This window comes from Cupriavidus lacunae, assembly GCF_003353055.1.
Lineage (GTDB): Bacteria > Pseudomonadota > Gammaproteobacteria > Burkholderiales > Burkholderiaceae > Cupriavidus > Cupriavidus lacunae.
Genome location: NZ_QKWJ01000004.1, coordinates 128,272 through 150,758 on the forward strand (window position 1 = coordinate 128,272; position 22,487 = coordinate 150,758).

Annotated in this window: 25 protein-coding genes and 1 pseudogene; 8 read left to right on the forward strand and 18 right to left on the reverse strand. The window is 66.5% G+C overall.

All coding sequences use genetic code 11. The features are described from left to right. Positions 1-2 precede the first annotated feature (2 nt). Positions 3-227: a DUF3820 family protein gene (locus DN412_RS05490; RefSeq protein WP_013952607.1), complete on the reverse strand. Its 225-nt coding sequence runs from the start codon at positions 225-227 to the stop codon at positions 3-5. 74 nt (positions 228-301) lie between these two features. Next, the gene (locus DN412_RS05495; RefSeq protein WP_115013579.1) at positions 302-1,228 is read right to left on the reverse strand and encodes a LysR family transcriptional regulator; all 927 of its coding nucleotides are present in this window, start codon (positions 1,226-1,228) and stop codon (positions 302-304) included. Between the two features lie 115 nt (positions 1,229-1,343). Here DN412_RS05495 and DN412_RS05500 point away from each other — a divergent pair, with 115 nt between their 5' ends. Further along, positions 1,344-2,537, forward strand: coding sequence for a CaiB/BaiF CoA transferase family protein (locus tag DN412_RS05500; RefSeq protein ID WP_115013580.1), 1,194 nt, complete (start codon positions 1,344-1,346; stop codon positions 2,535-2,537). After that, a complete protein-coding gene (locus DN412_RS05505; RefSeq protein ID WP_115013581.1) occupies positions 2,530-3,669 on the forward strand; it encodes an acyl-CoA dehydrogenase family protein in 1,140 nt (379 codons plus the stop codon). Before DN412_RS05500 ends, DN412_RS05505 begins: the two co-directional genes overlap by 8 nt. A gap of 30 nt (positions 3,670-3,699) precedes the next feature. On the opposite strand, the gene DN412_RS05510 is transcribed toward DN412_RS05505, so the two are convergent. Continuing rightward, positions 3,700-4,707: a ribonuclease Z gene (locus tag DN412_RS05510; RefSeq protein ID WP_115013582.1), complete on the reverse strand. Its 1,008-nt coding sequence runs from the start codon at positions 4,705-4,707 to the stop codon at positions 3,700-3,702. 64 nt (positions 4,708-4,771) lie between these two features. Next, complete coding sequence (locus tag DN412_RS05515; RefSeq protein WP_078199705.1) at positions 4,772-5,116, reverse strand: hypothetical protein; 345 nt, start codon at positions 5,114-5,116, stop codon at positions 4,772-4,774. A gap of 251 nt (positions 5,117-5,367) precedes the next feature. Here DN412_RS05515 and DN412_RS05520 point away from each other — a divergent pair, with 251 nt between their 5' ends. Next, the gene (locus DN412_RS05520) at positions 5,368-5,583 is read left to right on the forward strand and encodes a CDGSH iron-sulfur domain-containing protein (protein ID WP_078199706.1); all 216 of its coding nucleotides are present in this window, start codon (positions 5,368-5,370) and stop codon (positions 5,581-5,583) included. Positions 5,584-5,711: 128 nt separating this feature from the next. On the opposite strand, the gene DN412_RS05525 is transcribed toward DN412_RS05520, so the two are convergent. From DN412_RS05525 to DN412_RS05555, 7 genes are all read right to left on the reverse strand, one after another. Continuing rightward, positions 5,712-6,401: a ProQ/FinO family protein gene (locus tag DN412_RS05525; RefSeq protein WP_115013583.1), complete on the reverse strand. Its 690-nt coding sequence runs from the start codon at positions 6,399-6,401 to the stop codon at positions 5,712-5,714. A gap of 81 nt (positions 6,402-6,482) precedes the next feature. Then, positions 6,483-6,818 (reverse strand): hypothetical protein, encoded by a 336-nt coding sequence (locus DN412_RS05530; RefSeq protein ID WP_115013584.1) that lies wholly within the window; start codon positions 6,816-6,818, stop codon positions 6,483-6,485. A gap of 185 nt (positions 6,819-7,003) precedes the next feature. Continuing rightward, positions 7,004-7,879, reverse strand: coding sequence for an ABC transporter permease subunit (locus DN412_RS05535; RefSeq protein WP_115013585.1), 876 nt, complete (start codon positions 7,877-7,879; stop codon positions 7,004-7,006). Between the two features lie 10 nt (positions 7,880-7,889). After that, entirely contained in the window at positions 7,890-8,666 is a 777-nt protein-coding gene (locus tag DN412_RS05540) for a taurine ABC transporter ATP-binding protein (RefSeq protein ID WP_115013586.1), read from the reverse strand. 86 nt (positions 8,667-8,752) lie between these two features. After that, positions 8,753-9,751 carry a taurine ABC transporter substrate-binding protein gene (gene tauA / locus DN412_RS05545; RefSeq protein WP_115013587.1) on the reverse strand — a complete coding sequence of 333 codons (999 nt, stop codon included), beginning with the start codon at positions 9,749-9,751 and terminating at the stop codon, positions 8,753-8,755. A gap of 268 nt (positions 9,752-10,019) precedes the next feature. Next, positions 10,020-11,000 (reverse strand): ABC transporter substrate-binding protein, encoded by a 981-nt coding sequence (locus DN412_RS05550; RefSeq protein ID WP_115013588.1) that lies wholly within the window; start codon positions 10,998-11,000, stop codon positions 10,020-10,022. 285 nt (positions 11,001-11,285) lie between these two features. Beyond that, positions 11,286-11,606 (reverse strand): hydroxyquinol 1,2-dioxygenase, encoded by a 321-nt coding sequence (locus DN412_RS05555; RefSeq protein WP_115013589.1) that lies wholly within the window; start codon positions 11,604-11,606, stop codon positions 11,286-11,288. Between the two features lie 413 nt (positions 11,607-12,019). Between DN412_RS05555 and DN412_RS05560 the strand changes: the two genes are divergently transcribed. Beyond that, positions 12,020-12,484: a RidA family protein gene (locus DN412_RS05560; RefSeq protein WP_115013590.1), complete on the forward strand. Its 465-nt coding sequence runs from the start codon at positions 12,020-12,022 to the stop codon at positions 12,482-12,484. An 18-nt stretch (positions 12,485-12,502) separates the two neighbouring features. Here DN412_RS05560 and DN412_RS05565 read toward each other — a convergent pair whose 3' ends face one another. Beyond that, positions 12,503-13,414 carry a LysR family transcriptional regulator gene (locus tag DN412_RS05565; RefSeq protein ID WP_115013591.1) on the reverse strand — a complete coding sequence of 304 codons (912 nt, stop codon included), beginning with the start codon at positions 13,412-13,414 and terminating at the stop codon, positions 12,503-12,505. Between the two features lie 125 nt (positions 13,415-13,539). Here DN412_RS05565 and DN412_RS05570 point away from each other — a divergent pair. After that, a pseudogene (locus DN412_RS05570) lies at positions 13,540-13,866 on the forward strand (SDR family NAD(P)-dependent oxidoreductase); the annotation flags it as partial. 110 nt (positions 13,867-13,976) lie between these two features. Here the strand turns inward: DN412_RS05570 and DN412_RS05575 are convergent. Both DN412_RS05575 and DN412_RS05580 read right to left on the reverse strand, forming a co-directional pair. Further along, a complete protein-coding gene (locus DN412_RS05575; protein ID WP_115013592.1) occupies positions 13,977-15,377 on the reverse strand; it encodes a hypothetical protein in 1,401 nt (466 codons plus the stop codon). 343 nt (positions 15,378-15,720) lie between these two features. Beyond that, complete coding sequence (locus DN412_RS05580) at positions 15,721-16,290, reverse strand: hypothetical protein (protein WP_208647570.1); 570 nt, start codon at positions 16,288-16,290, stop codon at positions 15,721-15,723. 99 nt (positions 16,291-16,389) lie between these two features. On the opposite strand from DN412_RS05580, the gene DN412_RS05585 reads away from it, so the two are divergent. Beyond that, positions 16,390-16,803 carry a winged helix-turn-helix transcriptional regulator gene (locus DN412_RS05585; RefSeq protein WP_115013594.1) on the forward strand — a complete coding sequence of 138 codons (414 nt, stop codon included), beginning with the start codon at positions 16,390-16,392 and terminating at the stop codon, positions 16,801-16,803. Between the two features lie 68 nt (positions 16,804-16,871). On the opposite strand, the gene uraH (DN412_RS05590) is transcribed toward DN412_RS05585, so the two are convergent. The 3 genes from uraH (DN412_RS05590) to DN412_RS05600 are packed head-to-tail and all read right to left on the reverse strand — an operon-like array spanning position 16,872 to position 19,097. Further along, complete coding sequence (gene uraH / locus DN412_RS05590) at positions 16,872-17,207, reverse strand: hydroxyisourate hydrolase (protein WP_078199725.1); 336 nt, start codon at positions 17,205-17,207, stop codon at positions 16,872-16,874. 29 nt (positions 17,208-17,236) lie between these two features. Further along, a complete protein-coding gene (gene uraH / locus DN412_RS05595) occupies positions 17,237-17,746 on the reverse strand; it encodes a hydroxyisourate hydrolase (RefSeq protein WP_115013595.1) in 510 nt (169 codons plus the stop codon). A gap of 1 nt (position 17,747) precedes the next feature. Further along, positions 17,748-19,097 (reverse strand): MFS transporter, encoded by a 1,350-nt coding sequence (locus DN412_RS05600; RefSeq protein ID WP_115013596.1) that lies wholly within the window; start codon positions 19,095-19,097, stop codon positions 17,748-17,750. 390 nt (positions 19,098-19,487) lie between these two features. Here DN412_RS05600 and DN412_RS05605 point away from each other — a divergent pair, with 390 nt between their 5' ends. Then, the gene (locus DN412_RS05605) at positions 19,488-20,432 is read left to right on the forward strand and encodes a LysR family transcriptional regulator (protein WP_115013597.1); all 945 of its coding nucleotides are present in this window, start codon (positions 19,488-19,490) and stop codon (positions 20,430-20,432) included. Positions 20,433-20,440: 8 nt separating this feature from the next. Here the strand turns inward: DN412_RS05605 and DN412_RS05610 are convergent, their stop codons facing one another. Then, the gene (locus tag DN412_RS05610; RefSeq protein ID WP_115013598.1) at positions 20,441-21,004 is read right to left on the reverse strand and encodes a TetR/AcrR family transcriptional regulator; all 564 of its coding nucleotides are present in this window, start codon (positions 21,002-21,004) and stop codon (positions 20,441-20,443) included. A gap of 263 nt (positions 21,005-21,267) precedes the next feature. On the opposite strand from DN412_RS05610, the gene DN412_RS05615 reads away from it, so the two are divergent. Beyond that, positions 21,268-22,362: an MBL fold metallo-hydrolase gene (locus DN412_RS05615; protein WP_115013599.1), complete on the forward strand. Its 1,095-nt coding sequence runs from the start codon at positions 21,268-21,270 to the stop codon at positions 22,360-22,362. Positions 22,363-22,487 lie beyond the last annotated feature (125 nt).

Consider the following 22,487-nt stretch of genomic DNA (forward strand, 5'->3'; position numbering starts at 1 on the left):
CGTTACGTGCGCCCGCGCAACGGCTTGAGCAGATGCGACAGACCGTTGTGATCCAGCTCGTGCATCAGCGCCAGCAGCGCGCCGATCTGCCCCGGCGGGAAGCCCTCGCGGGCGAACCAGTTCAGGTAGTTGCCCGGCAGGTCGGCGATCACCGTGCCTTTGTGCTTTCCAAAGGGCATGGTGACGGTGACCAGCCGCTTGAGGGCGTCGGCGTCGAAATCGGTCATGGGTGGCGGTAAGTCGGAAGGGTCAACGCTATCACAGTCGCGGCATGCCGCCACGCACGGCGGTGAGAGCGGGGTCAGGCTCCGGGTTTGAGCGGGCGGGTTCTTGCCGCGGTGGCTTCTTCCACAGCCGCGCGCACGCATTCGGCCAGCAACTCTGACGCCCGGGTGCGGGCCGCACGGGCCGTGCGTGCGATCACCAGCGGCTGGCGCACGGTGTCTTCCCGTATCGGCTTTTCCACGACGGCGCTGACCTGGGAGGACGCGGGCGCCTGCGTGATCAGCAGCGCCGCGCCCAGTCCGTTCGCCACCATGCCGCGCGCCAGTTCCAGCGAAGTGGCGCGGTAGCGCACCTCGGGCTGCAGCCCGAATTGCCAGAACGGCGCCATCAGGAATTCACGGCTGTGCGGCAGGTCGATCAGGATCAGCGGTTCCTGCGCCAGCTCGTGCAGCGACACGCTGCCTTTGCGCCTGGCCAGCCGCGAGCCCGCGGGCAGCAGGCCGTAGGGCCGCAGCTCTGCCAGCAGTTCGCGCTCGATGTCGTCGGGCATGCCTACGTCGTAGGTGAGCGCCAGTTCGATCTGGCCGCCATGCAGCCAGTCTTCCAGCTGGGCGAGGTCTCCTTCGACAAAGCGTACCGCCAGCCTTGGATAACGCTCGCGCGCAAGGCGCAGCACCACTGGCAGGTAGACCGGGGCCAGCGTGCGGAAGACGCCGATCTGCACTTCGCCCGCCGCGGCATCGCCGCTCTTGTCCACTTCAAAGGCCGTGGCCGCCCCAAGGATGTGGCGCGCTTCGGCCAGCTTGCGCACGCCGAAGCGGGTCAGGGTCATCTTTGCGCCGACATCGCGGGCAAACAGGGCTTCCTCGAACAGCGTCTCCAGTTCGCGGATGGCGACGGAGATGGAGGGCTGCGAGACATTCAGCAGCCGCGCCGCCGCCGTGGTGCTGCCCGTTTCCGCCGCCGCGGCGAAGTAGCGCAGCAGCCGCAAGGAGACACGCATCAGAAAATCCTATAGGTGCTAGTCGAATTCCATATTTTACTTGATAGCCAGCGCTGCGCAGAATCGAGTCACTGAAACGCAAGCCCGCGGGTTTGCAAGCTTTGGAGGAGCTGCCGTGACCCATTCCGATCTGCCGCTGGCCGACATCCGCGTGATCGATTTCTCGCGTGTGCTGGCGGGCCCTTACTGCACCGCGCTGCTCGGCGATCTCGGCGCCGAGGTGATCAAGATCGAGCCGCCGGGCGGCGACGACTACCGCGCGGTCGGCCCCTTTGTCGATGGCAAGAGCGGCCTGTTCTCCGCCATGAACCGCAACAAGCAGAGCACCGTGATCGACCTGAAGACGGCAGCGGGCCTGGAACTGGCGCGCTCGCTTTGCGCCCGCGCCGACGTAGTGGTGGAAAACTTCCGCCCGGGCGTGGCCGACAAGCTGGGCATCGGCTACGAGGCGCTGCGCGCGCTGAATCCGTCGCTGGTCTATGCCAGCGTGTCGGGCTTCGGCCAGACCGGGCCGGAATCGCACCGGCCCGCCTACGACATCATCCTGCAGGCGATGTGCGGGCTGATGGATGCCACCGGCGCCCCGGACGGCGCCCCGACCATGCTGGGCGAGGCCGTCTCCGATGCCGTCAGCGGCCTGTTCGCCTCATGGGGCGTGCTGGCCGCGCTGCTGGCGCGCGAGAAGACCGGGCGGGGCACGCATGTCGATGTCTCGATGTTCGACGCCACGCTGAGCCTGAGCGCCACCCTGGTCGCGCGCTATGCCGCGACCGGCCTGGCGCCGCGGCGGGTGGGCAACCGCCACCCCTCGTCCGCGCCATTTGGCGCGTACCGCGCCGCGGACGGCTTCTATGTGGTGGCGGTGTTGAACAACAAGCTGTTCCAGGCGCTGGCCAATGCCATCGGCCGCCCGGAGATGGCGCAGGACCCGCGCTTTGCCGACGACGAAACGCGTTGCCGCTTCGAGAGCGAACTGCGCGCCGGCCTGGAAGCCTGGTCGGCAAGCCGGTCAGTGGCCGAGGTGAACCGCCTGCTGAGCGAGGCGGGCATTCCCGTTGCCCCGATCCGCAATGTCAAGGAGGCGCTGGAAAGCGAGCATGCCGTCCATCGCGGCTTGCTTACCGAAGTGCCCGGGCTGGACGGCGCCACCGTGCGGCTGCCCTCGCAGCCGGTGAAGTTTTCGGGCTATGGCGCCAACCGTGTGACGCCTGCGCCGTCGCTGGGTGAGCACACCGAGGCCATCCTCGCAGAGTTGGCGAGTGCTGCCGCGCATCCGCAAGCTTTCAGCAAGGAGAAACAACATGCTTAAACGACTGGGCGTCGAGCCGGGCGATCTGGAAATCGCCGATGCCATTGGCCGCTTCGCGCAAAGCGAACTGGCGCCGAGGGCAGCCGAAGTGGACCGCGCGGAAGCTTCCACCACGCGCTATGTGCCGCAGCTCGCCGAACTCGGCCTGATGGGGATGAACCTGCCGGAACGCTGGGGCGGCACCGACACCTCGCCGGTGGCGCTGATCCTGTCACTGGCGGAGATTGCCAGGGCTTGTGCCTCGACCTCGTCGATGATCGGCGCGCACTACCTGGCCACCGATTCCATCCTGATCGGCGGCGACGACAGCCTGCGTGAGCGCTACCTGCCTGGCGCGGCCGCCGGCACCCGGCTGGGCGCCTTCGCGCTGACCGAACCGCGCGCCGGCTCCAATCCCGCCGACATGGCCACGCGCGCCACGCCGGAAGGCGATGGCTACCGGCTGCGCGGGGTCAAGCACTTCATCTCCAACGCCGATGCGGCGGACTTTATCGTGGTCTACGCCAAGACCGATCCCGCCGCGGGCACGCGCGGCATCAGCGCCTTTGTGGTGGACCGGCACAGCGAAGGCGTGGAGATCGCGCCCGCCGAGAAACTGATGGGCATTCGCGGCGCGCCGGCCCACGAGGTGGCGCTGGACTGCTTCGTGCCCGCCGCCAACCGGCTGGGGCCGGAGGGCACGGGCTTTCGCACCGCGATGAAGGTGCTGGACAACAGCCGCCTGGACGTGGCTGCCACCTGCCTGGGCATTGCCGAGGCGGCGCTGGCCTGCGCGGTGGAATGGGCCCGGCAGCGCCAGGTAGGCGGCGAGCCGCTGGCGCGCAAGCAAGGCCTGCAATGGATGTTCGCGGACATGCGCATGCGGCTGGAGGCAGCCTGGCTGCTGACCCTGCAGGCCGCGGCGCGGCGCCGGGACGGCGAGCCCTTCACCGAGCAGGCATCGATGGCCAAGCTCTATGCCTCGGAGATGGTCGGGTTTGTCACCGATACCGCGCTGCAGATCCACGGCGGCTATGGCTTCACGCGCGAAATGCCGCTGGAGCGCCTGGTGCGCGATGCGCGGATCCTGCGCATCTACGAGGGCTCATCGGAAATCCAGCGCACGGTGATCGCGCGCGCGGTGCTGGCGTAAGCGCTGCCGGATAGCCTACGGCGGGGGCGCTCAGGGTGCCCAGGAATCCCGCACTTCTGCAGCCAGTTCATTGGCGCGCCCTTGGTAGCGTGGCGAGAAATGAAACGGTGTCACCGCGCGGGCACCTACGCAGCGCGCGATCAGTCCGGCCTGGGCAGCGGTGAGGTGGTTCTTGCGCAGGCCGTGTGCCCGGTCGACATCCAGGAACACGCTCTCGATGAACAGCTGGTCGACGCCTTGCATCAGTTGCGACAGCGCTTGCACGTTCTCGCTGGTATAGCGCAGGTCGGTAACGTAGCCGATGCGCTGGCCGGGCTCGACATCCAGGATCAGCCGACTCAGCTCGCCGACTGTTCGCGTCGCTGCATGGTCACCGCTCCGGTCCCGCCACTGGACAAGAATCGGCGCATCGCCGGCTGCCCCGGTCAGGACGGCATGCTTGAGTTCGCGCAGCCAGGCGCCGGTGGTCAGGCCGGATTCCGCCAGGCGTTCCTTGTTGATGCCGAGCCGGGCCTTTTCCTCCAGAAGGTAGGCCAGGCATGGAATCCCATGGTCGACAAAGCAGGCGCGCACCTGGAACGTCGGCTCGTCGTGCACGATATCGCCGGGTCTCCCGGCGGGCGCTTCGTCCGCCCTGGCAAAGCCGTGACGGCTGGAAAAGCCGGCGCGCCGCATCTGCCCGTCCAGTCCAAGTTCGACCGCTTCAATGACCAGTTCGGTCGTGTAGCGATGCACCACGTTCCACGTATAGGCAAGCAGCTTGTGCTCGACCTGTGCCAGGAATCCCGGGCCGCCGACCAGCACGATGCGTGGCTTGCGTCCGAGCAGCACTCGCAGCAGCTTGTCAAAGCCAGAGAAATGATCCATGTGCGCATGCGTGACAAACACATGCGACAAGCGCATCAGTTCGCGCGGCATCAGCCGGGCGATGTCGCCCAGGTCGAACAGCAGCGCGCGCCGTTCGTCCAGGAAGTCTACGAACAGTCCCGGGTCGCCAAAGACATCATTGACTAGGCGGGCTTCCAGCAAGGGGCGCATGATCAGTTACGGTGCGACCGGCACCAGGGCTCACATAACGGCGGGTGCCTGTCCGGGCAGCCAGTCACCGTCCGGATAGTAGCTGCCGAAGCAGCTGCTGCACGATCCGTTCGTGCTCTTCCAGCGCCGCTTCGAGCGTCTGCGCGCCATAACTCTCATTATCCTGCCCGGCTAGCCCGGTCACGCGCGTGATGAACAAGGGAGTGTCCGTCGGTGCGGCCTCCGACACGCCCCGGAATCGGGTTGTCACCATGCCGCCGGACTGCTCCAGCAGGGTGCGACGGAATACCAGGTCGTTTTCCGCCATCCAGCGGGACCATTCGTCGTGGTCGGTTACCTCTATTGGCCGGTTCTTCTCATCAAGGATATAGAAGCGGCGCCATGCCTGTGGACCGTGACGAGGCTTCATCGAGCGCGACCTCCATGCGGTTGTGGCCGGGTTGCCACCCGGATTCGGCGAGCAACCCCGGCCGGAGCCCGAGGCTGGCCGTTCTGCTCGGGGACGACAGTCGCCAAGTGAACGGCATCAGCCCTACAGCCAGTCTATTTAACGACCGCCACAAACTAGAGTAGATTTAAACGGACAGGCGCACACAAGGCCGCGCTGGCTGCCCGCCACCGCGGTGCCAGCATGGCTGTCGCCAGGGAGGGGGGTGCATCATGGACGAAGACACTGTTGTCACCGTCACGGTACAAGACAATGGTCCGTACCGTATAAAAGGTCCCGTCAGGATCGTGACCCCGGCAGGCGCCAGCTTCGCTTTCGAGGGTGATCAGGTCTGGTTGTGCCGTTGTGGCCATTCTGACAACAAGCCGTTCTGCGATGGCTCGCACAAGCGGCAGGGGTTCTGCAGTACGCCACAGCCGAAGGCTTGAGCCGCCTGTGAGCGCACGACTCGCGATGCGCGGATCCTGCGCATCTGCGAGGGCTAGTCGGAAATCCAGCGGACGGTGATCGCGCGCGCGGTGCTGGCGTAGACGCCGCTGGATAACCGCTGCGGGGATCAGGGCGTGGCAGGAGTTTCCGGCGTGGCAGATGCGGCAGATGCGGCAGGTGCGGCAGGTGCGGCAGGTGCGGCAGGCGCAGCGGGCGTGGCGGGCGCAGCGGGCGTGGCTGCCGCGGCAGGCTTGGCTTTCGGCGGGCGGGAACCGCCGGCGCGGCGGGCCTTCAGTTGCTGGGCGCGCTTGGCGTCCGCCAGGGTGACCACGCCGGCCTCATTGCCATCCAGATCCAGGCGCTTGGCGCCTTCCACCATGCACGACCAATAGCGGGCACCGCTGCACCAGGTGCGGATCGCTTCACGCAGTTCCGCCTCGGTCAGGGCAAGTTTGGCCGCATGCTGGGTCAGATCCTCGAAGGTGCCGACCTTCAGCGGCACCTTGGGCGCCGGGTTCTTCGGGAAGGCCTTGGGGAAGTGCTTCTGCAGCCGGGCAATGGAATGCACGACCGGATCGACCGGTTTCGCCGGTGCCGCGGCCTGCGCAGGGCGTCGGCCCTTGGCGCCAGCGGGCGCATCCGCACCCGCGCCGGTGCGAGCGGCGGTACGTTCGCCGTCACGGGCTCCGGTACGTTCGCCGTTGGGCGTGCCTTTGCGTGCGCCCTGGCGTGCGCCTTTGCCCGCGCCTTTGCCCGATTCGGCGGCCGCCTTCTTCGCGAGTTGGTCCCTTAGTGCTGCGAGTTGTTCAAAGCCCATGATGTCTGCCGTTGTATGAACCGGGATTGTAGCAAGGCTGGGCCGCCGGCATGTCAGGCGGGATCGTGGCGGGCCGGGCGACTACGGCCTGGGCCGCGCCTGGGCCGCCGAGGCCCGCCACGCCCGGAACACCGCATCCAGGCAGGCGGCGGAATCGCAATGGTCCCGCTTCTGGCGAAACGCTGCAATGTCTGCCTCGGAAATGGCGCCCGCCTTGAGCAGCCGCTGCTGGTCGGCGTAAATGCGTTGGTAACCCATGGAAAACAGCGCGGATTCGCAGATCAGCCGCTGCGCCTGGCTGGTGCCGGCGGGCCTGGCCGATGGATCGCAGTCGATGTCGGTGGCCTGTGCGGCACCCAGGAAGGTCAGGCCGGCGGCTGCCAGGCAAAGGCGGGCGAGGGGGATGAGGCGGGTCATGACGCGGGTTTGGGAGTGCCAGATCAGGTCCGGCGAGGATTCCCCGCGATGTTACAGCGCAATATCCTCTGAGGGCATGCGGTTGCTGGAATAATGGCAGTGATGTAGTGGAATCGTTAAGAATACTGCAACACTGCCGAAGTGGCGCTTGCGCAGGGCCAGACGGCCTGGCCCTGCCGCTTACCTCACATCCGTCCCTTCCAGGGCACCAGCCACTTGGCCAGCTTGCGCATCAGCAGGTCGAAGACATAGGCGATCAGCCCGATCAGGATAATGCCCATGATCACCACGTCGGTACGCAGGAAATTTGAGGCATTGAGGACCATCTGGCCAAGCCCGGCGGTAGCCGCCACCATCTCGGCGGCGACCAGCGTGGTCCAGCCGAAGCCGATGGCAATGCGCATGCCGGTCAGGATATCGGGCAGTGCCGCGGGGATCACTACATGGCGCACCACCTGCCACGGCGTGGCGCCCATCGAGTACGCCGCGTTGATCTGCTCGATGGTGACCGAGCGCACGCCGGCCTGGGCCGACATGGCCAGCGGCGCGAAGCAGGCCAGGAAGATCAGCAGCACCTTCGAGGTCTCGTCGATGCCGAACCAGATCACGATCAGCGGCAGGTAGGCCAGCGGCGGCAGGGGCCGGTAGAACTCGATCGGCGGATCGAAGATGCCGCGTGCGATGCGCGACACCCCCATCATCACGCCGATCGGCACCGCCGTGGCCACGGCCAGCGCGAAGGCGCCGAACACGCGCAGCATGCTGGCCGCGAAATGCTCGGTCAGCGGCTGGCCGCCTTGCAGGTTGCCTTGCCAGGCATCGATGAAGGCGGTGAAGATCGACTCAGGCGTGGGCAGGAACAGCGGCGGCAGCCAGCGCAGATGGCTGGCGATCCACCATAGTGCGAGCAGCGCCACCACGGTGATGGTGGAGATGCGGGAACTCGAGCCCTCGCCGGGCAGGCGGTAGCCCGACACGGTCTTCATGGGGCGGCTGGGCCCGGCCGCGGCCACTGCCGGGGCGCTTGGCGGGGGTTCGATGCGTTGGACGGAAGCGGGCATTGGATTCTCCTCAGGCAGTGGCATGGATCAGGTCGACGATCTCTTCGCGATAGCCGATGAATTCCGGGTCGGACTTGACCGCGCGGGCATCCCCGCATTCAATGAAGCGCCGCGCGAACGGCAGTTCGTAGGTATGCGCGATGCGCCCGGGCGAGGGCGTCATGACGATCAGCCGCGTGGCCAGGAAGAGCGCCTCTTCCACGCTGTGCGTGATGAAGAAGACAATCTTCTGCTCGCGCGCCCAGAGCTTCAGGATCAGCGCCTGGATCGACTCGCGCGTGAGCGCGTCGAGCGCGCCCAGCGGTTCGTCCATCAGCATCACCGCCGGATCGCAGGCGAGCGCGCGGGCAATCCCGACGCGCTGCTGCATGCCGCCCGAGAGCTGGTAGACCGGCTTGGCGGCGACGCTTTCCAGCCCCACGGCGGCCAGCTTCTCATGGGCGATCCGCAGCCGCTCGGCACGCGCCACGCCGCGCAGGCGCAATCCCAGCGCAACGTTGTCTTCCACGCTGAGCCACGGCATCAGGGCATGCTTCTGGAACACCACGCCGCGCTCCGCGCCGGGTCCGTGCACAGGCTTGCCGCTCAGCCGGATCTCGCCTTCGGAGGGCTCCATGAAGCCTGCGATGCACGACAGCAAGGTGGTCTTGCCGCAGCCCGAGGCACCCAGCGCGACGACGAAATCGCCGCGCTCCATGGTGAGGTTGACCTGCGACAGGGCCAGCGTCTTCGCGCCGCCTGCCGTGCCGTAGTTGACACTGAGGTTATCGATTTCGAGTTTGTACATGACGGGCTTCCGAAACAGGATTTTCGGGGCGGCCGCGCAGGAGGGGATCGTGCGCGGCGGCCAGCTTCAGCGACCGGGGTGCGCGCTCAGTGCAACGCGCGCTTCGCCCATTCCGCGTTGACGCCCGGGCCGTAGTCCGGCAAGACGGTCTGGATAGTGCCTTGTTCCTTGAGGAACTGCGCCGCCGACTGCAGCGCGCGGGCCGCGCCGCCGCCCAGCCAGCGCTCGGAGACCTGTTCCTGCAGCGTGGGGAAGCTGTACAGCGCCATGCTCGCCGGTACCGTTTCAGCCTTGGCGCCGGAGATCTTGGCCACGGCCTTCACCATGGGCGAATCCGGGGTCCAGGACGCCTTGTTCTTGCGGTAGTACTCATCGGCGGCGGCCAGCACGCGCACCAGCTTGACCATGAACTCCTGGTTTTCACGGGCGAACTTCTTGTTGGCGATCATGCCGTCGAAGGTGGCCTTGCCGGTATCGGCGGCGATCTGGCCGGAGGTCATCAGTACCGTGCCCGACTGCTTTAGCTTGGCCAACACCGGGTCCCAGATAAAGGTGGCGTCGATGTCGCCGCGCTCCCAGGCGGCGGCCACTTCGGGCGGACGCATATTGACGATGCGTACGTCCTTCGGATTGATCTTGGCGCGCTCCAGTGCGACCAGCGTGTGGTAGTGCGTGGTCGACACGAACGGCACTCCGACGCGCTTGCCCTTCAGGTCGGCGATGCTGGTGATCTTGCTGCCGTTGCGCGCGACCATGGCTTCGGCCGCGTTGATGTCGTCCAGGATCCAGAACAGTTCAACGTCCAGACCCTGCGACAGGGCCGACGCGATCGGCGAAGTCCCCGCCTCGCCAATGGCGATCTGGCCCGAGGCCATGGCGCGGATCACATCGCCGCCACCGCCGAACTGGCGGAACGAGACCGTGTAGCCGGTCTGCTTTTCCAGCTCCTTCATGTCCTGCGCATAGCGCCAGGGCACTACCATGTCCTGGTAAGCAATGACTACATTCTTGCTTTCGGCGTGTGCGGCCGGCGCCAGCGCCGCCACCAGGGCCACACACGTTGCAATCTGCTTGATCCACCGCATGGTTGTGCTCCTCGGAAGAGAAATAATTTGGGGGTCACGGCTTTATAGGTGAGTGCGATTCCGGGCCTATAGGACCAGTTGCCGGAATTCGCTGGGGCCAGAACCGGCCGCGCGCGCGCAGGCCGCGCCGGGCCGCGAAGAGCGGTGGCGCGGGGCAGCGTCAATCATGGAAATCCTTTAGCGGCCACCGCAGCCGCGATGGCGTGCCGGAGGCGCTTGCCGAGGCCGCCAAGACGACCGGCGCGCGGCCTGAGGTCGCCGGCGGCGGTCAGGTGGTAAGGGAGAACCCGGAGTCGAAGGTCTGCCGCACATCGAGCCGTTGCCTGAGCAGCCCCACCTTCTGGTAGAAATCGGCCGTGCGCTGCTGCTCGGCAATCAGCTTGGCGTCGATGCTGCGCCACTGCGTGTGGCGCCGCTCGAACTGCAGCCGCGCCGCCTGCGGCGAAATCCCGATGATGCGCGCGAGCGTTGCCGAGAACTCCGGGACATGCTGGTAGGACCATTGCTGCGCGCGCACCACGCGATGCAGGAAGTCCTGCAGCACCGCGCGCTTTGTCGCCAGCGCGGCATCGGTCGCGGCCAGGTAGCTCAGGCCGGACCACAGCCCGCGACCGCTGACCAGCACGCGTGCGTGCTGGCTGGTTTCCGCCATCGCGGTGTAGGGCTCCCACGTCGCCCAGGCATCGACCGAGCCGCTGCTCAGCGCGAGCTTGGCATCGGGGGGCGGCAGGAAGCGGATGTTGGCATCCTCAGGCTTCAGCCCGGCGGATTCCAGCGCCTTGAGCGCGATCAGGTGCCCGATCGAACCACGGTTGGTGCCGATGCTCTTGCCTTTCAGGTCAGCCGCCTGCCGCAGCGGCGAGTCTGGCCGTACCAGCACCGCCGTACCGTAAGGATCGGAGCGGTTCGCGCCGATCAGCTTGATGCGCGTGCCGGCCGCCAGCGCGAAGATGGCCGGGGCATCGCCGATCGGGCCGCTGTCGACCGCGCCCGCGTTCAGCGCCTCGGCCAGCGGCGCGGCCGCGGGAAACTCGGTCCATTGGATGTCGTAGCTCAGGCCCTGGAGCGCGTTGGCGGATTCGAGCAGGGCGCGCAGGCCGCCTTTCTGGTCGCCGGCCTTCAGCACCGGGCGTCCCTGCGCTTGCGCATTGCCGGTGGCGAGGGTGGTGAAGGTCAGGATGGGGCCGGAGGCGAGCGCCGCAGTGGCGGCGGCGCCCTGGCGCAGGAACTGTCGTCGGGAAGCGGTCATGGCATTCGGGGGGATGTAGGAACCCACAAACGTACGCCGGCCCCGCGCGAAACCCAACGAATAAATCCGGCATTCAATATGCGTGGCTCAGGCCTCATGGATGCAGCAGGGCGGCGTCGCGAAGCTGACTGAGGCCCAGGCCTGGGCCCGGCTGAAGAACGTCCAGGTGGAAGCGTCCGTCCGCTGGTGTTCGACGCCAACGGCGGCTTGCTGCATCCCCGCCTGTGCGAGCAGTACAACTACCGGGCACGCCCCGTGGGCGATTCATCACGGTAACGCGAGACATCAGGCGAGGGCGCCATCCAGGTAGGGATCCAGACTGCGCGCGGGATCGGCCGAGGGACCAGTGCGGTCCATCCCGGCCACGATGCGTTCACCGTTGCCGACCGGATCGATGCTGCGCGCACCTTCGCTGTACGGGTCGCGTGCGTCCTGCACGGCACGGGCGCCGTCGGTGAACGGGCTGCGCTGGTCTTGCACCGAACGTGCCCCGTCGCTGAAGGGGTCGCGTGCACCTGGCTGCGACATGCCGGCTGCCTGGGCGCCTGCGGCGGCGGCTACGAGTGCGATGGCGAGAACGATGCGCTTGGTGAAGTGGGTGGTCATGGTCGATCTCCTGAGTATGCGTGGGATTGCGCGGCCGGGATCGACTTGCTGCGTTACGTCGCCGGGCCACGAGATGCATTTAAGGAGACTGGTGTATCGCGCCTGTAGCGGCTCTTCCCCGTTTCTGTCAGGGCACGTATCGTTCCGTGCGCTTGATACAAGGCGGTACAAACAGAAGCTTCGGGCATGGATTGCAGGCGTAGCCGGCGCCTCTCCCGGCACGCCTGGCGCCAGACTCACACGCGCCAGGCTGCGCATTTGTTCCGCGAAGTACCTATTCCTGTTCCTGCCAATGCCTTTATCCCCGCCTGCTGTGCACCTACAGTCAGGCACACGAGCACCGGCGGCCGGCGCGGCCAAGGCAATGCGCCATGGGCGCCCGTCGCTGGGACACCTCACCGATTGGAGCCAATATGTCTGTTCACGAACGACTCGCGGCGCGCGGCCTGGCGCTGCCGCCTCCCCCGCAGCCCCTGGGCAGCTATACCGCGGTCAGCCGGGCCGGGGATCTGCTGTTTATCTCCGGGCAGCTGCCCTTGCAGGATGGCAAGGTGGTCTGGCAGGGCCAGATCGGCGCGGACCTGACGGTGGAAGAGGGCAAGCGCGCCGCCGAGCTGGCCGCGCTCAATGTGCTGGCGCAGATCGATGCCTGCCTGGGCGGCTTCGAACGCCTGGACCACATTGTTCGTCTCGAAGGTCACATTGCCAGTGCGCCGGGCTGGTTCGGGCAGCCAGCGGTCCTCGACGGCGCTTCCGACCTGTTCCGCGATGTACTGGCGGAGAAGGCCGGCCATGCACGGACCATCTCGTCGCATTTCCAGCAACCAGGGAATGCGTCGGTGATCCTGGTGGTCATCGCCCAGGTCAGGCCTGCGTGAGTGCGCCGCCCGACGCCGTTACGCTGAGAATTTTTCGAGCAGAAAATCGACAAAGGCCCGTACCCGGCGCGAGACATGGCGCGCGGACGGGTAGAGCAGCACAAACGGCCGCGTACTGCCGCCGAAGTCCTTCAACACCTCCACCAGCGTGCCGTCGCGCAGGTCCTGTTCCACGACGAAGCGGTAGGTCTGGAACAGGCCCGCGCCGGCGCGCACCAGCGTTGCCCCGCCGAGAATGTCTTCGGTCGCCGCATAGGAGCCGGCTGTGACGATATCCGTGTCCTCGCCGTCGACCCGGAACGTCCATGGAATGCGTCTGCCACTGCTGGGGCGCTCGAACTGGATGCACTCATGCCTGAGCAGGTCCTCCAATGACTGCGGCGTGCCGGCGCGACGCAGATAGCCGGGCGTTGCCACCACCACCAGCTCGGCATCTTCCAGCTTGCGCGCGATCAGGTTCGAGTCATCCGGTGCACGCCCCCGCACCGACAGGTCGTAGGTGTCATCGGCGAAGTCCACGTTGCGGTTGCTGATGTGCACGTCAATCTCGACTTCCGGGTAGCGTTCCCTGAAGGCCGGCAGTACCGGCAGCACGCGATAGTGCGCGTAAGGGGTCGGCAGGCTGATCCGCAGGCGCCCCGCGGGGGCCGTCTGCTGGCCGCTGATCTGCCGCTCCGCTTCCACCAGCTGCGCCAGGGCGCTACGGCTCTGCTCGAAATACACCCGGCCTTCGTCGGTCAGGCGGATCTGCCGCGTGGTCCGCACGAAGAGCCGGACCCCCAGGCGTTCCTCCAGCCTTTGTACCGTGCGGCTGACGGCCGGCGGTGTCACGCCGGCGGCCACTGCCGCCGCGGTGAAGCTGCCCAGTTCGGCGGCCAGGCAGAACAGCTCGATGCTGCCAAGCTGAAGGTCATCGAATTGCCGTTTCATGTCTCGTACGTGACGTTGGGAGCCTTTGCATCCTGTTCTGCCACGATCATAGGTGCGGACCCGGGAGAAGTCGATGCCCAGGCCCGGGCCCAACGCCCGGCGGCCGGCGTCATTTGTACCTGCCATGCATCACCACCAGCCTGATCGACCATGCGATCAGCGGGGTGCCGTCGGTGCTGGCGTCGCTGACCAAGGGCGGCCTGAACGCCGCAACCCGGTCGCTGGCGATCGAGTACGCCAAGACTGGCATTCGCGCCAACGCGGTCGCGCCCGGCATCATCAAGTCGCCGATGCATGCGCCCGAAACCCATGAAGCACTGGGCGCGCTGCACCCGGTGGGGCATATGGGCGAGATGCGGGACATCGTCGATGCCATGCTGTATCTCGATTCCGCGCCGTTCGTGACGGGGGAAATCCTGCATGTCGACGGCGGGCAGAGCGCCGGGCACTGATCGGGCTGCTGCACGATCCTGGCAAGTCGCTGTTCGACCAGCTTCACTGAGGCGCGCGGCTACGGCAGGGCAGGCACGCCGTGCGCGCGCGGCAACCGTTGTGACAGCGATCACCCGAATCCGGTGGACTCCGCGGGGTCTCGTTGCGAGCGGATCTCTTCGGGGCTGAGGATGATATAGCCCAGCGACTTCAGCAACTGCACCGCCTCCAGCTCTGCGTCCAGGTACACCGGGCGTTCAGGACGGCGTGCGCGTGGCGCCGCCGGCAGCCATGCGGCGCCGGGGTGCGGCGCGGGCGGTGCGCTGTCATCCGACCAACGCGCGGTCAGGATGCGGCAGTGCTCCAGGTCAGGCTTCCAGGTAACATCCACGGCGGCATTGAACCTGCCGGTGCAAAGCCGCAATCGCTTCAGTGCCTTCAGCCAGTTGATGAAGCTATCGCGCTCCGAGGGTTGGTAGCCCCTCAGCAAGGTATTGAGATGGTCCTGCGCCGTGCCGCCGTCGGCTGCCTGATCATCTTCGAGCAAGGCAATCTCAAGCGCTATGTGCTTGCGGCCGTCGTGATCGTAGATCGCGCATTCGCCGTCCAGCACGCCTTCGCGCAGCAACTCGCACAGCAGGACCCAGGCCCTGGGGTTCTTGTCGAGCCGGCCGTCCAGGGTCGGATCTATCTGGCTGAGAAGGTCGGGGACGGGGCGCGCCTGGCCAGACTGGACGGCCGATGCGAAGGCCATCGCGTTGGCGGAGGGCCTGTCGCCGCGTGCCAGTAGCTGCAAGGAGGCTTCTTTCAGTTCGCGGATTTCCGCGGCCGTATCCACGGCATGCACCCAGGCGTAATCCTCCAGGCTTGCGCACAGCTTGCGCGAGGCCCTGGCCAACTGGCCGGCCAGCGTCTGGACGAAATTGGTGCAAAGCGTGCAGCGGCACTCAAGGCGGCCGGCATGCAGGAAGCCGGCGTACAGCCGCTCCTGATGGCCGCAGTGCGCGCATTCGAGTGAAAAGCCACCCTGACGCGCCGGCCGCTGCGTCGCGAGCAGCCCGTCGACCTGATAGTGCGCCAGCCCGCCGCAGCAGGGACAGATCCATTGCAGCTTGTGCGCGCCGTCGCGGGGCCCGACTGCCCGCTCGAACTGGCGTTCAATGGCGCTGCGTGGAATGCCTTGCGCCCGCCCGACCACATCCGCGCAGTAGCACCAATAGCAGTACGAATGGGCGGCCGCAGCTACCTCCGGCGCCAGGCGCTGCAACTCGGGCAGCAGGCCTGTGTTGCGCCGGATCTCGTCCGCCATTGCATCGACCAGCGCCGGCCCGCCCGGCATCACCGCCTCGAGGGCGGCACGGCTCTGCTCCAGGAAATCGGGCACGTAGGCCCGGCGGATGAAGTCCTCATTCTCGAGCCAGAACAGATGGCCGGGAAGGGCTTCCAGCACCTCGATCCCGTCCCGGACTTCCGTCATGCCGGCGCAGGCGAGAAACGTGAACGGCTTACCAAACAGGAATTCGTCTGTCATGTTGTCGTCAACGGTGTATCCCGCCCGCGGGCTTCCAATACGCCCGCGTGCGATGGTCTCACCCCGTGACTCGGCCAAGGCAAACGCACGGGTAGCGCCATCAGGGTGGCGTCACCCGTTTCGGGGACTTTCCCCTTCTTGTTGTCAGATCGGTCTGAGATCTGAGCAGATTTTGTATCTGCCGCATTGGACAGCATAGGCGACACCGCGGCTTCCTTACAGAGGAATCGAGCGCCCCTTTCACATTGAGAAATTCCGCGCGTCAAGCTGCCGCAGTGATTGCGCCGCTACCTCGGGCCCACGGCCACACACCGCATGAACCCGCGCGGCATGGGGCGGTCGGTTACAGCGAAGCAGGCTGGGGCGGCGCAGCGGGCGCGGCCGCGGCCGGCTTCTGGTTGGCGCCGCCGCTGTATGAGAAATACCTTGCCTTGGCACCCCTGGCCCAGTACGCCACCGTGAAGTGCTTGCTGTCGCGGCCATAGAGCAGCTCCAGGCTGCCATTGGCCGCCCCCCATTCGGCGTAGCCATTTTCCGCCGCGGCTTCGGTCTTGCGCAGCGAGGCATAGCGCTCGTCCAGCTTTTTTCGCACCTCTTCCAGTGCCGGTCGCTCGAACGTCATGGTGATCAGCGCCACGGCGTCCTGGCCATCGCAGTTCAGGACCACGCGCGTCAGGCCGGGAAGGTGGAAGCGCTCCAGATGCTTGAGCTCCACGGTATCGCCGCCTGCCCACTCGGACTTGCCGGTCTTTGCGTGATTTTGCGGCGGCGCCAGGCGCGAGCACCTGGTCTTGCCCAGTTCGAGTCCCAACGGCGCCGCGGTATTGCCGGCGGCTTCAGGTTGGGCAGGGGAGGCGGCGTGGGTGGAAACGGATGCCAGCAGCGCGGCGCAGAGCAGGGTGAACTGCTTCATGTTGAGGCGGGAAAGGGCTTTCACGGTATGGAATTGGGTTGGTTGCGAGATTCTAAGGCTTTCTTGCCCCTTCTGGCCTGAACGGGTGAGGCGCCGCTATTGCCCGTCGCGCGCACCCTCGAACTCGTCGGCGACCGCTGGTTGCTGATGATCGTGCGCGATGCGTTCGACGGCATGCACCGCTTCAGCGACTTCCAGCGCAGCCTGGTGGTCGCCCGCAACATCCTGTCCGACCGCCTGCGACGGGTGGTGGAAGCCGGCATCCTGACCACGCAACCGGCGTCGGATGGCAGCGCGTATCACGAGTATGTGCTGACGGAAAAGGGGGAGAGCCTGTTCCCCATCGTATTGGCCTTGCGCCAATGGGGCGAGCACCATCTGTTCGCGCGTGGCGAACGCCGGTCTCACATGGTGGAGAAGCGGACCGGGAAGCCGGTGCCGCTGATGACGCCCCGGACCAGCGACGGTGAGGTGCTGTTGCCCGGGGAAGCGGAGGTGCGCAAGCCGCGGTAGGGAAGCTTGAGGAATCGAAGACTGAAGCAGCCGCCCGTGCTCTCAACATGGGCGAGCCGCTGTGGCGCTCAACTACCCCGATACGTCCCGAAGCTCCACGGCGAACACAGCAACGGTACATGGTAATGCTGCGCGGCGTCCGCAATGGTGAAGCGCACGGGAACGATGTCCGCGAACACATCGGGGGTGCGGAAGTAGTCCGCCACCCAGAAGCGCAATTCGAACTCGCCGGTGCGCGCCTGCGCCGGCGGCAGCATCGGCGCGTCGGTGCGGCCGTCGCTGTTGGTGCGGGCGCGCGCGATCAGCCGGGGCGGCTGGGTGGCGACGTCGAACAGTTCCACCTGCATGCCGGCCACGGGGCGGCCCAGGGATACGTCGAGCACATGTGTGCTGATGCCTGCCATGATGGGTGTCTCCGGATTAGGCCGCGGCCTCAGCTGCCGCGGTAGTAGTTGTAGCTCCACGGCCCGAACAGCACGGGCAGGTGGATGCGCTGGCTGGCGTCGGTGACGCGCAGGCGCAGCGGGATCTTCGACAGGAACGGCGGTTGCGGCAGGTTGGCCTTGCGCGCGGCAAAGTACTCGTCCGCGTGCAGGATCAGTTCGTAGGTGCCGGTGCGGTAGCTGTCGCCGATCAGCAGCGGCGGTTCGCTGCGGCCGTTGGCGGCCAGCGTGACCGTCTGCAGCGGCGTGCGCTGGTCATTGTCGATGCGGAACATGTCCACGCGCATGCCGGCGGCGGGCGTGCCGTGGTAGGTGTCCAGCGCGTGCATTGTCAGGCGCGGGCTCAGGCCGCCTTGCTGTACCGGCGCGGCGGTCTGGTTGGGGGCCGCGGTGTCCGGCGTGGCGCCCCAGCTGGCGCCGGCCAGCAGCGCACCGCCGCCCAGCGTCATCGATTGCAGCGCGAAGCGACGGCGGGCGGGATCGAGGCTATGGTTGTCCATGTCAGGCTCCTTGCTTGGCTTGCTTGCCGCCCAGCTGGCGGATGCCGACCAGCACCAGCACCGCGGCCAGCACTTCGATCACCGCCACCAGATACAGGCCGGAGGTCAGCTTGCCGGTAGTGTTCTTGATCAGCCCCATCACATAGGGCGCGCCAAAGCCGGCCAGGTTGGCGACCGAGTTGATCAGCGCCACGCCCACCGCCGCCGCGCTGCCCGCCAGGTAGCGGTTGGGCAGCTGCCAGAACACGGGGATGGCGCTCATGGTGCCGACCAGCGCGGCGGTCATGGCCAGCAGCGCGATCACCGGCGACAGCACCTGCGCGCCCAGCAGCACGGCCAGCAGGGCCATGGCGCCGCCACCGACCAGCGCCGCGCCGCTGAAGTGCCAGCGCACTTCGTCGCGGCGGTCCGAATGCGCGCCGTTGAGGATCATGCCGGCGGCGCCGCACAGGTAGGCCACCGCTGCGATCCAGCCTACTGCCATCGGGGTGGAGAAGCCCACGTCCTTGATGATGGTCGGGATCCAGAAGGTCAGCGTCGAGTTGGCGCACAGCAGGCAGAAGAAGATCGCGATCAGCAGCCACACCTTGGGGTTGGTGAAGAGCGTGCGCCAGTCGTGGCCGCGCTCGCCCAGGGCGGCGTTGTCGCGCTTGAGGGCGTCCTGCACCACGCGCTTCTCGGCGTCGGAGAGCCAGCGCGCCTGCTCGGGCTTGTCGGTCATGTAGAACCAGGCGAAGATGCCGGCCAGCACCGACGGGATGCCTTCCACGATGAACAGCCACTGCCAGCCGTGCATGCCGTTGACGCCGGCCATGCGGGTCATGATCCAGCCGGCCAGCGGGCCGCCCAGCACGCCGGCGATGGCCGATGCGGACATGAAGGTGCCGAAGGCGCGCGCGCGGCGCTGGGACGGGTACCAGTAGGTCAGGTACAGGATCACGCCCGGGTAGAAGCCGGCTTCGAACGCGCCCAGCAGGAAGCGCAGGATGTAGAACTGCGTGGGCGTGGTGACAAGGGTCTGCAACATGCAGATCACGCCCCAGCAGATGGTGATGCGCATGATCGTCTTCTTGGCACCGATCTTCTGCAGCAGCATGTTCGACGGCACCTCGAAGAAGAAGTAGCCGAGGAAGAAGATACCTGCGCCCAGCCCGTACACGGCTTCGCTGAAGCCCAGTGCATCCAGCATCTGCAGCTTGGCGAAACCGATGTTCACGCGGTCCAGCCAGGCCAGCACCCACAGCACCCCGAGGAAGGGCAGCAGGCGCCAGGTAACCTTGCGGTAGACGCTGTCCTCGGCGTCGTCGGCAGTGCCGGCATATACCGGGACGCCTTGTTTTGTGATCGACATGATGTCTCCTGTCTTGTGGTGTTCTGCCAGGTCTTGCCTGGCGGCGGTGCATGCCGACCGCCGGGTTGGGAGCAAGTATATGAATGGCTCGCCAATGCGAAACGAGGGGGCTGGTATAGGGCCCATAGCAGCACCGATATGGGCCGCAATCCCTTGTCTGGCGCGGGTTGGCGGGTGGCGCGGGCGGGCCTGGGAGGACCTATGGATTACCCTAGCCGGGCCGTTTTCCGGCAGGGCGGCACGCGGGCAGGGTGCGCTTGTCCGGGTTCCACCGGTTGCCGTGCGGTGCGCGACACGCTACAAAGTCGCCATTGCCTGGCACGCCACTGCCGCCCGGAGCGGCGCCAGCCGCACCCGCCAGGACCTCCAAATTCCAGCCACGGACCCAACATGATTCGCGCCGACGACCCGTTCGATACCTACCTGCTGCGCGTGCTGTGCATACTGATCGCCGAGCAGAGCGTGTCGCGCACGGCGATCCGCCTGAACCAGTCGCAGCCGGCCATCAGCGCCGCGCTCAAGCGCCTGCGTGCGATCTTCAACGACCCGCTGCTCACGCGCGAGAAGAACGTGATGGTCCCGACCGAGCGCGCGCTGCAGCTCGCGCGCAATGCGCAGGCCGCGCTCAGCGCGCTGGACAACCTGCTGGTCTCGGACGACCGCTTCGATCCCGCCACCACCGAGCAGAGCTTTGTGGTGGCGATGCCGGACTACCTGGCGCCGCCGTTCTTCGCGCATGTGGTGCGCGCGGTGCGCCACGCGGCGCCGCACGCGCGGCTGTCGGCGCTGCCGCTGGGGGCCAACTTCGACTACGAGCAGGCCCTGTCGGCGGGTTCGGTCGATATCGTGATCGGCAACTGGCCCAACCCGCCCGAGCACCTGCACCTGTCCGTGCTGCTGGAAGACGAGGTGGTGTGCGTGGTGGCGCAGGACAGCGTGCATGCGCAGCCCGGCAAGTTCACGGCCCAGGCCTACCTGGGCGCCTCGCATATCGTGCCGACGCCGTATTCGCGCGACCAGCGTGGCCTGGTCGATGCGGGCCTGAGCACCATGCGCGTGCACCGGGACAACCGCATCAGCTGTCCTTACTTCAATCTGGCTCCCAGCCTGATCCCCGGCACCGACCTGATCCTGACCACGGCACGCCACTTCGCCAACTACCATGCGCAGCATGTGCCGCTTGCCGTACTGGAGCCGCCGATCGAGTTCCCGTTCATGCGCTTCTACCAGCTGTGGCATCCGTCGCGCCATCGCTCGGCCGCGCACGTCTGGCTGCGCGGCATGCTGACGGCCGCCTCGCAGGAGTTGCGCGATTTGCGCGATATGCGTCGCTAGGGAATAACTTACGCCCCCTGCTGACCCAGTGCAGCAGTCGTGAGGGTCACCTGCATAGCAATCAGTCGCCTCAGGTCCTTGCCGTCCACCGCGACAAGCTTGAACCCTCGCATCGCAGACATCAGCGTGCGAGCGACATCGATGGCCGCGACCTTCAGCCCCGACTCGTTGACCGCGTCTTTGAGCAGGTCGGCCAGGTAGGTCTGCAGACTGCCGTACGCCTGCTCCAAAGCCGGCATGTGGCTGTCCAGGGCAAGCAAATCCTGTGCATCGGGGTTGGCCCTGACCTGTTCGTAGGGCCTGGCAATGCACAACTCCAAAACATGCATCAGCTTGCGCTCCAAGGGCCAGTCCTCCTTCAACGTCGACTGGATGGTCTCGAGCAGGTTGTCGCCCATCCACGCCACGACCGCCTGGAAAACCTCTTCCTTTCCGCAGTAGACGAGGTACAGCGCCGGGCGCGACATCCCGGCAGCCTTCGCGAGGTCCCCCATCGTCGTGCGGGCAAAGCCATACCGGAAGAACACGCCGTAAGCGGCCTGGATGACCTGGAGTTGTTTGTCAGTGAGCATGATGCGATTCTGACATTGGAATGGAAAATGTCAAATCGTCATTGACATCCTGTCGGAAAATGTCATACTGACATCCGACGTCAGAATGTCAGGGTTGCCATCCGGAGGGTGACTCAGGTGCCTCGTTCGCAAGTGTTCACCACAGCACGACGGTGAACGGCCAGTCCCAGCCGGCCTGGTGGGGCGCGCCGGCAAGCGACGCAGCCCGGTACTAATCAGCGCCAGCAAGGGCCTTCGGCCCCTTCAACGTTCAGTGAGATTCCATGACCATTCCTTCCCGACCCGCTGAGGGGCTGAGGCTCGAGCGCATCGAGGCGTCGTTGCAGTATCGCGATGGCGCCTTCGTGAATACCTATGCGTCGACCGCCATCGCGGCGGTCCCGGCGCCGTCCATGGTCGTAACCCTGGCGGAGCTCCTGTTGGCGGGAAAGGGCCGCCGGCCGGACCGGCCGCTTCCCATGTGGGACCCTCGTCCTGTCTGGGCACGGGCAGCTGATACTGGACTACGCGCTACGTGGCTGGGGCACTCCACGGTGTTGCTGGAGATGGACGGTCTTCGTGTGCTGACCGACCCTGTGTGGGCGCAGAGGGCGTCGCCTTTCACCTTCGTGGGACCGAAGCGGTTTCAGCCGGTGCCGGTCGACATTGCCGCATTGCCTCCCGTGGATGTCGTGCTCATCTCACACGACCACTACGACCACTTGGACCGCGCGAGCGTATTGGCACTCGCGGCGCAGGGCGCGAAGTTCGTGACGTCGCTTGGCGTCGGGCTGCATCTGGAGGCCTGGGGTGTGCCGCATGAGCGCATCACGGAGCTCGATTGGTGGGAGGCGACTGAGGTGGTTGACGGCCTGACCATCACGGCGGCCCCCGCACACCACTTCTCCGGCCGTGGGCTGGGAGACGGAAACTCGACGCTCTGGTCTTCATTTGCGTTGCGTAGCAACCGCTGCAGCGTCTTCTTCAGCGGAGATTCGGGCCTCTCGGACGCGTTCGCGGACATCGGGCAACGCCTCGGTCCGTTCGACCTGGTGATGATGGAGGTCGGAGCCTTCCATCCTTCGTGGGGTAGGGTGCATCTTGGCCCGGAGAACGCGCTCAAGGCCTGGGCGGCCATTGGCAGCGGCCGCCTGCTCCCCATCCACTGGGGCACGTTCGACCTGGCCACACATGCCTGGGACGAACCGGCAGAAGTGCTGCTGATGCATGTGCCGCACGGCCGTTTGGTGATGCCTTGCCTGGGGCAGCCTGTGGAGCCGGCGCGCGCAGAAGATGTGACACCCTGGTGGCGCAGCCTGGCGTGGGGCCGGCAGGACTGGTTGAGCAACATGCCGACCGTTCCGTCGCCTCTGGAGTGAGGGCGCCGAGGCCAAAGCCGTTCATAACCCCATTCGAAACCCGTATTGATCACTTCCCTGGTGGCATCGGCGCGGTATCGGTTTCTGTTATGCGATCTATAGGGCGCGGGCTCTCGCCGCTGCGG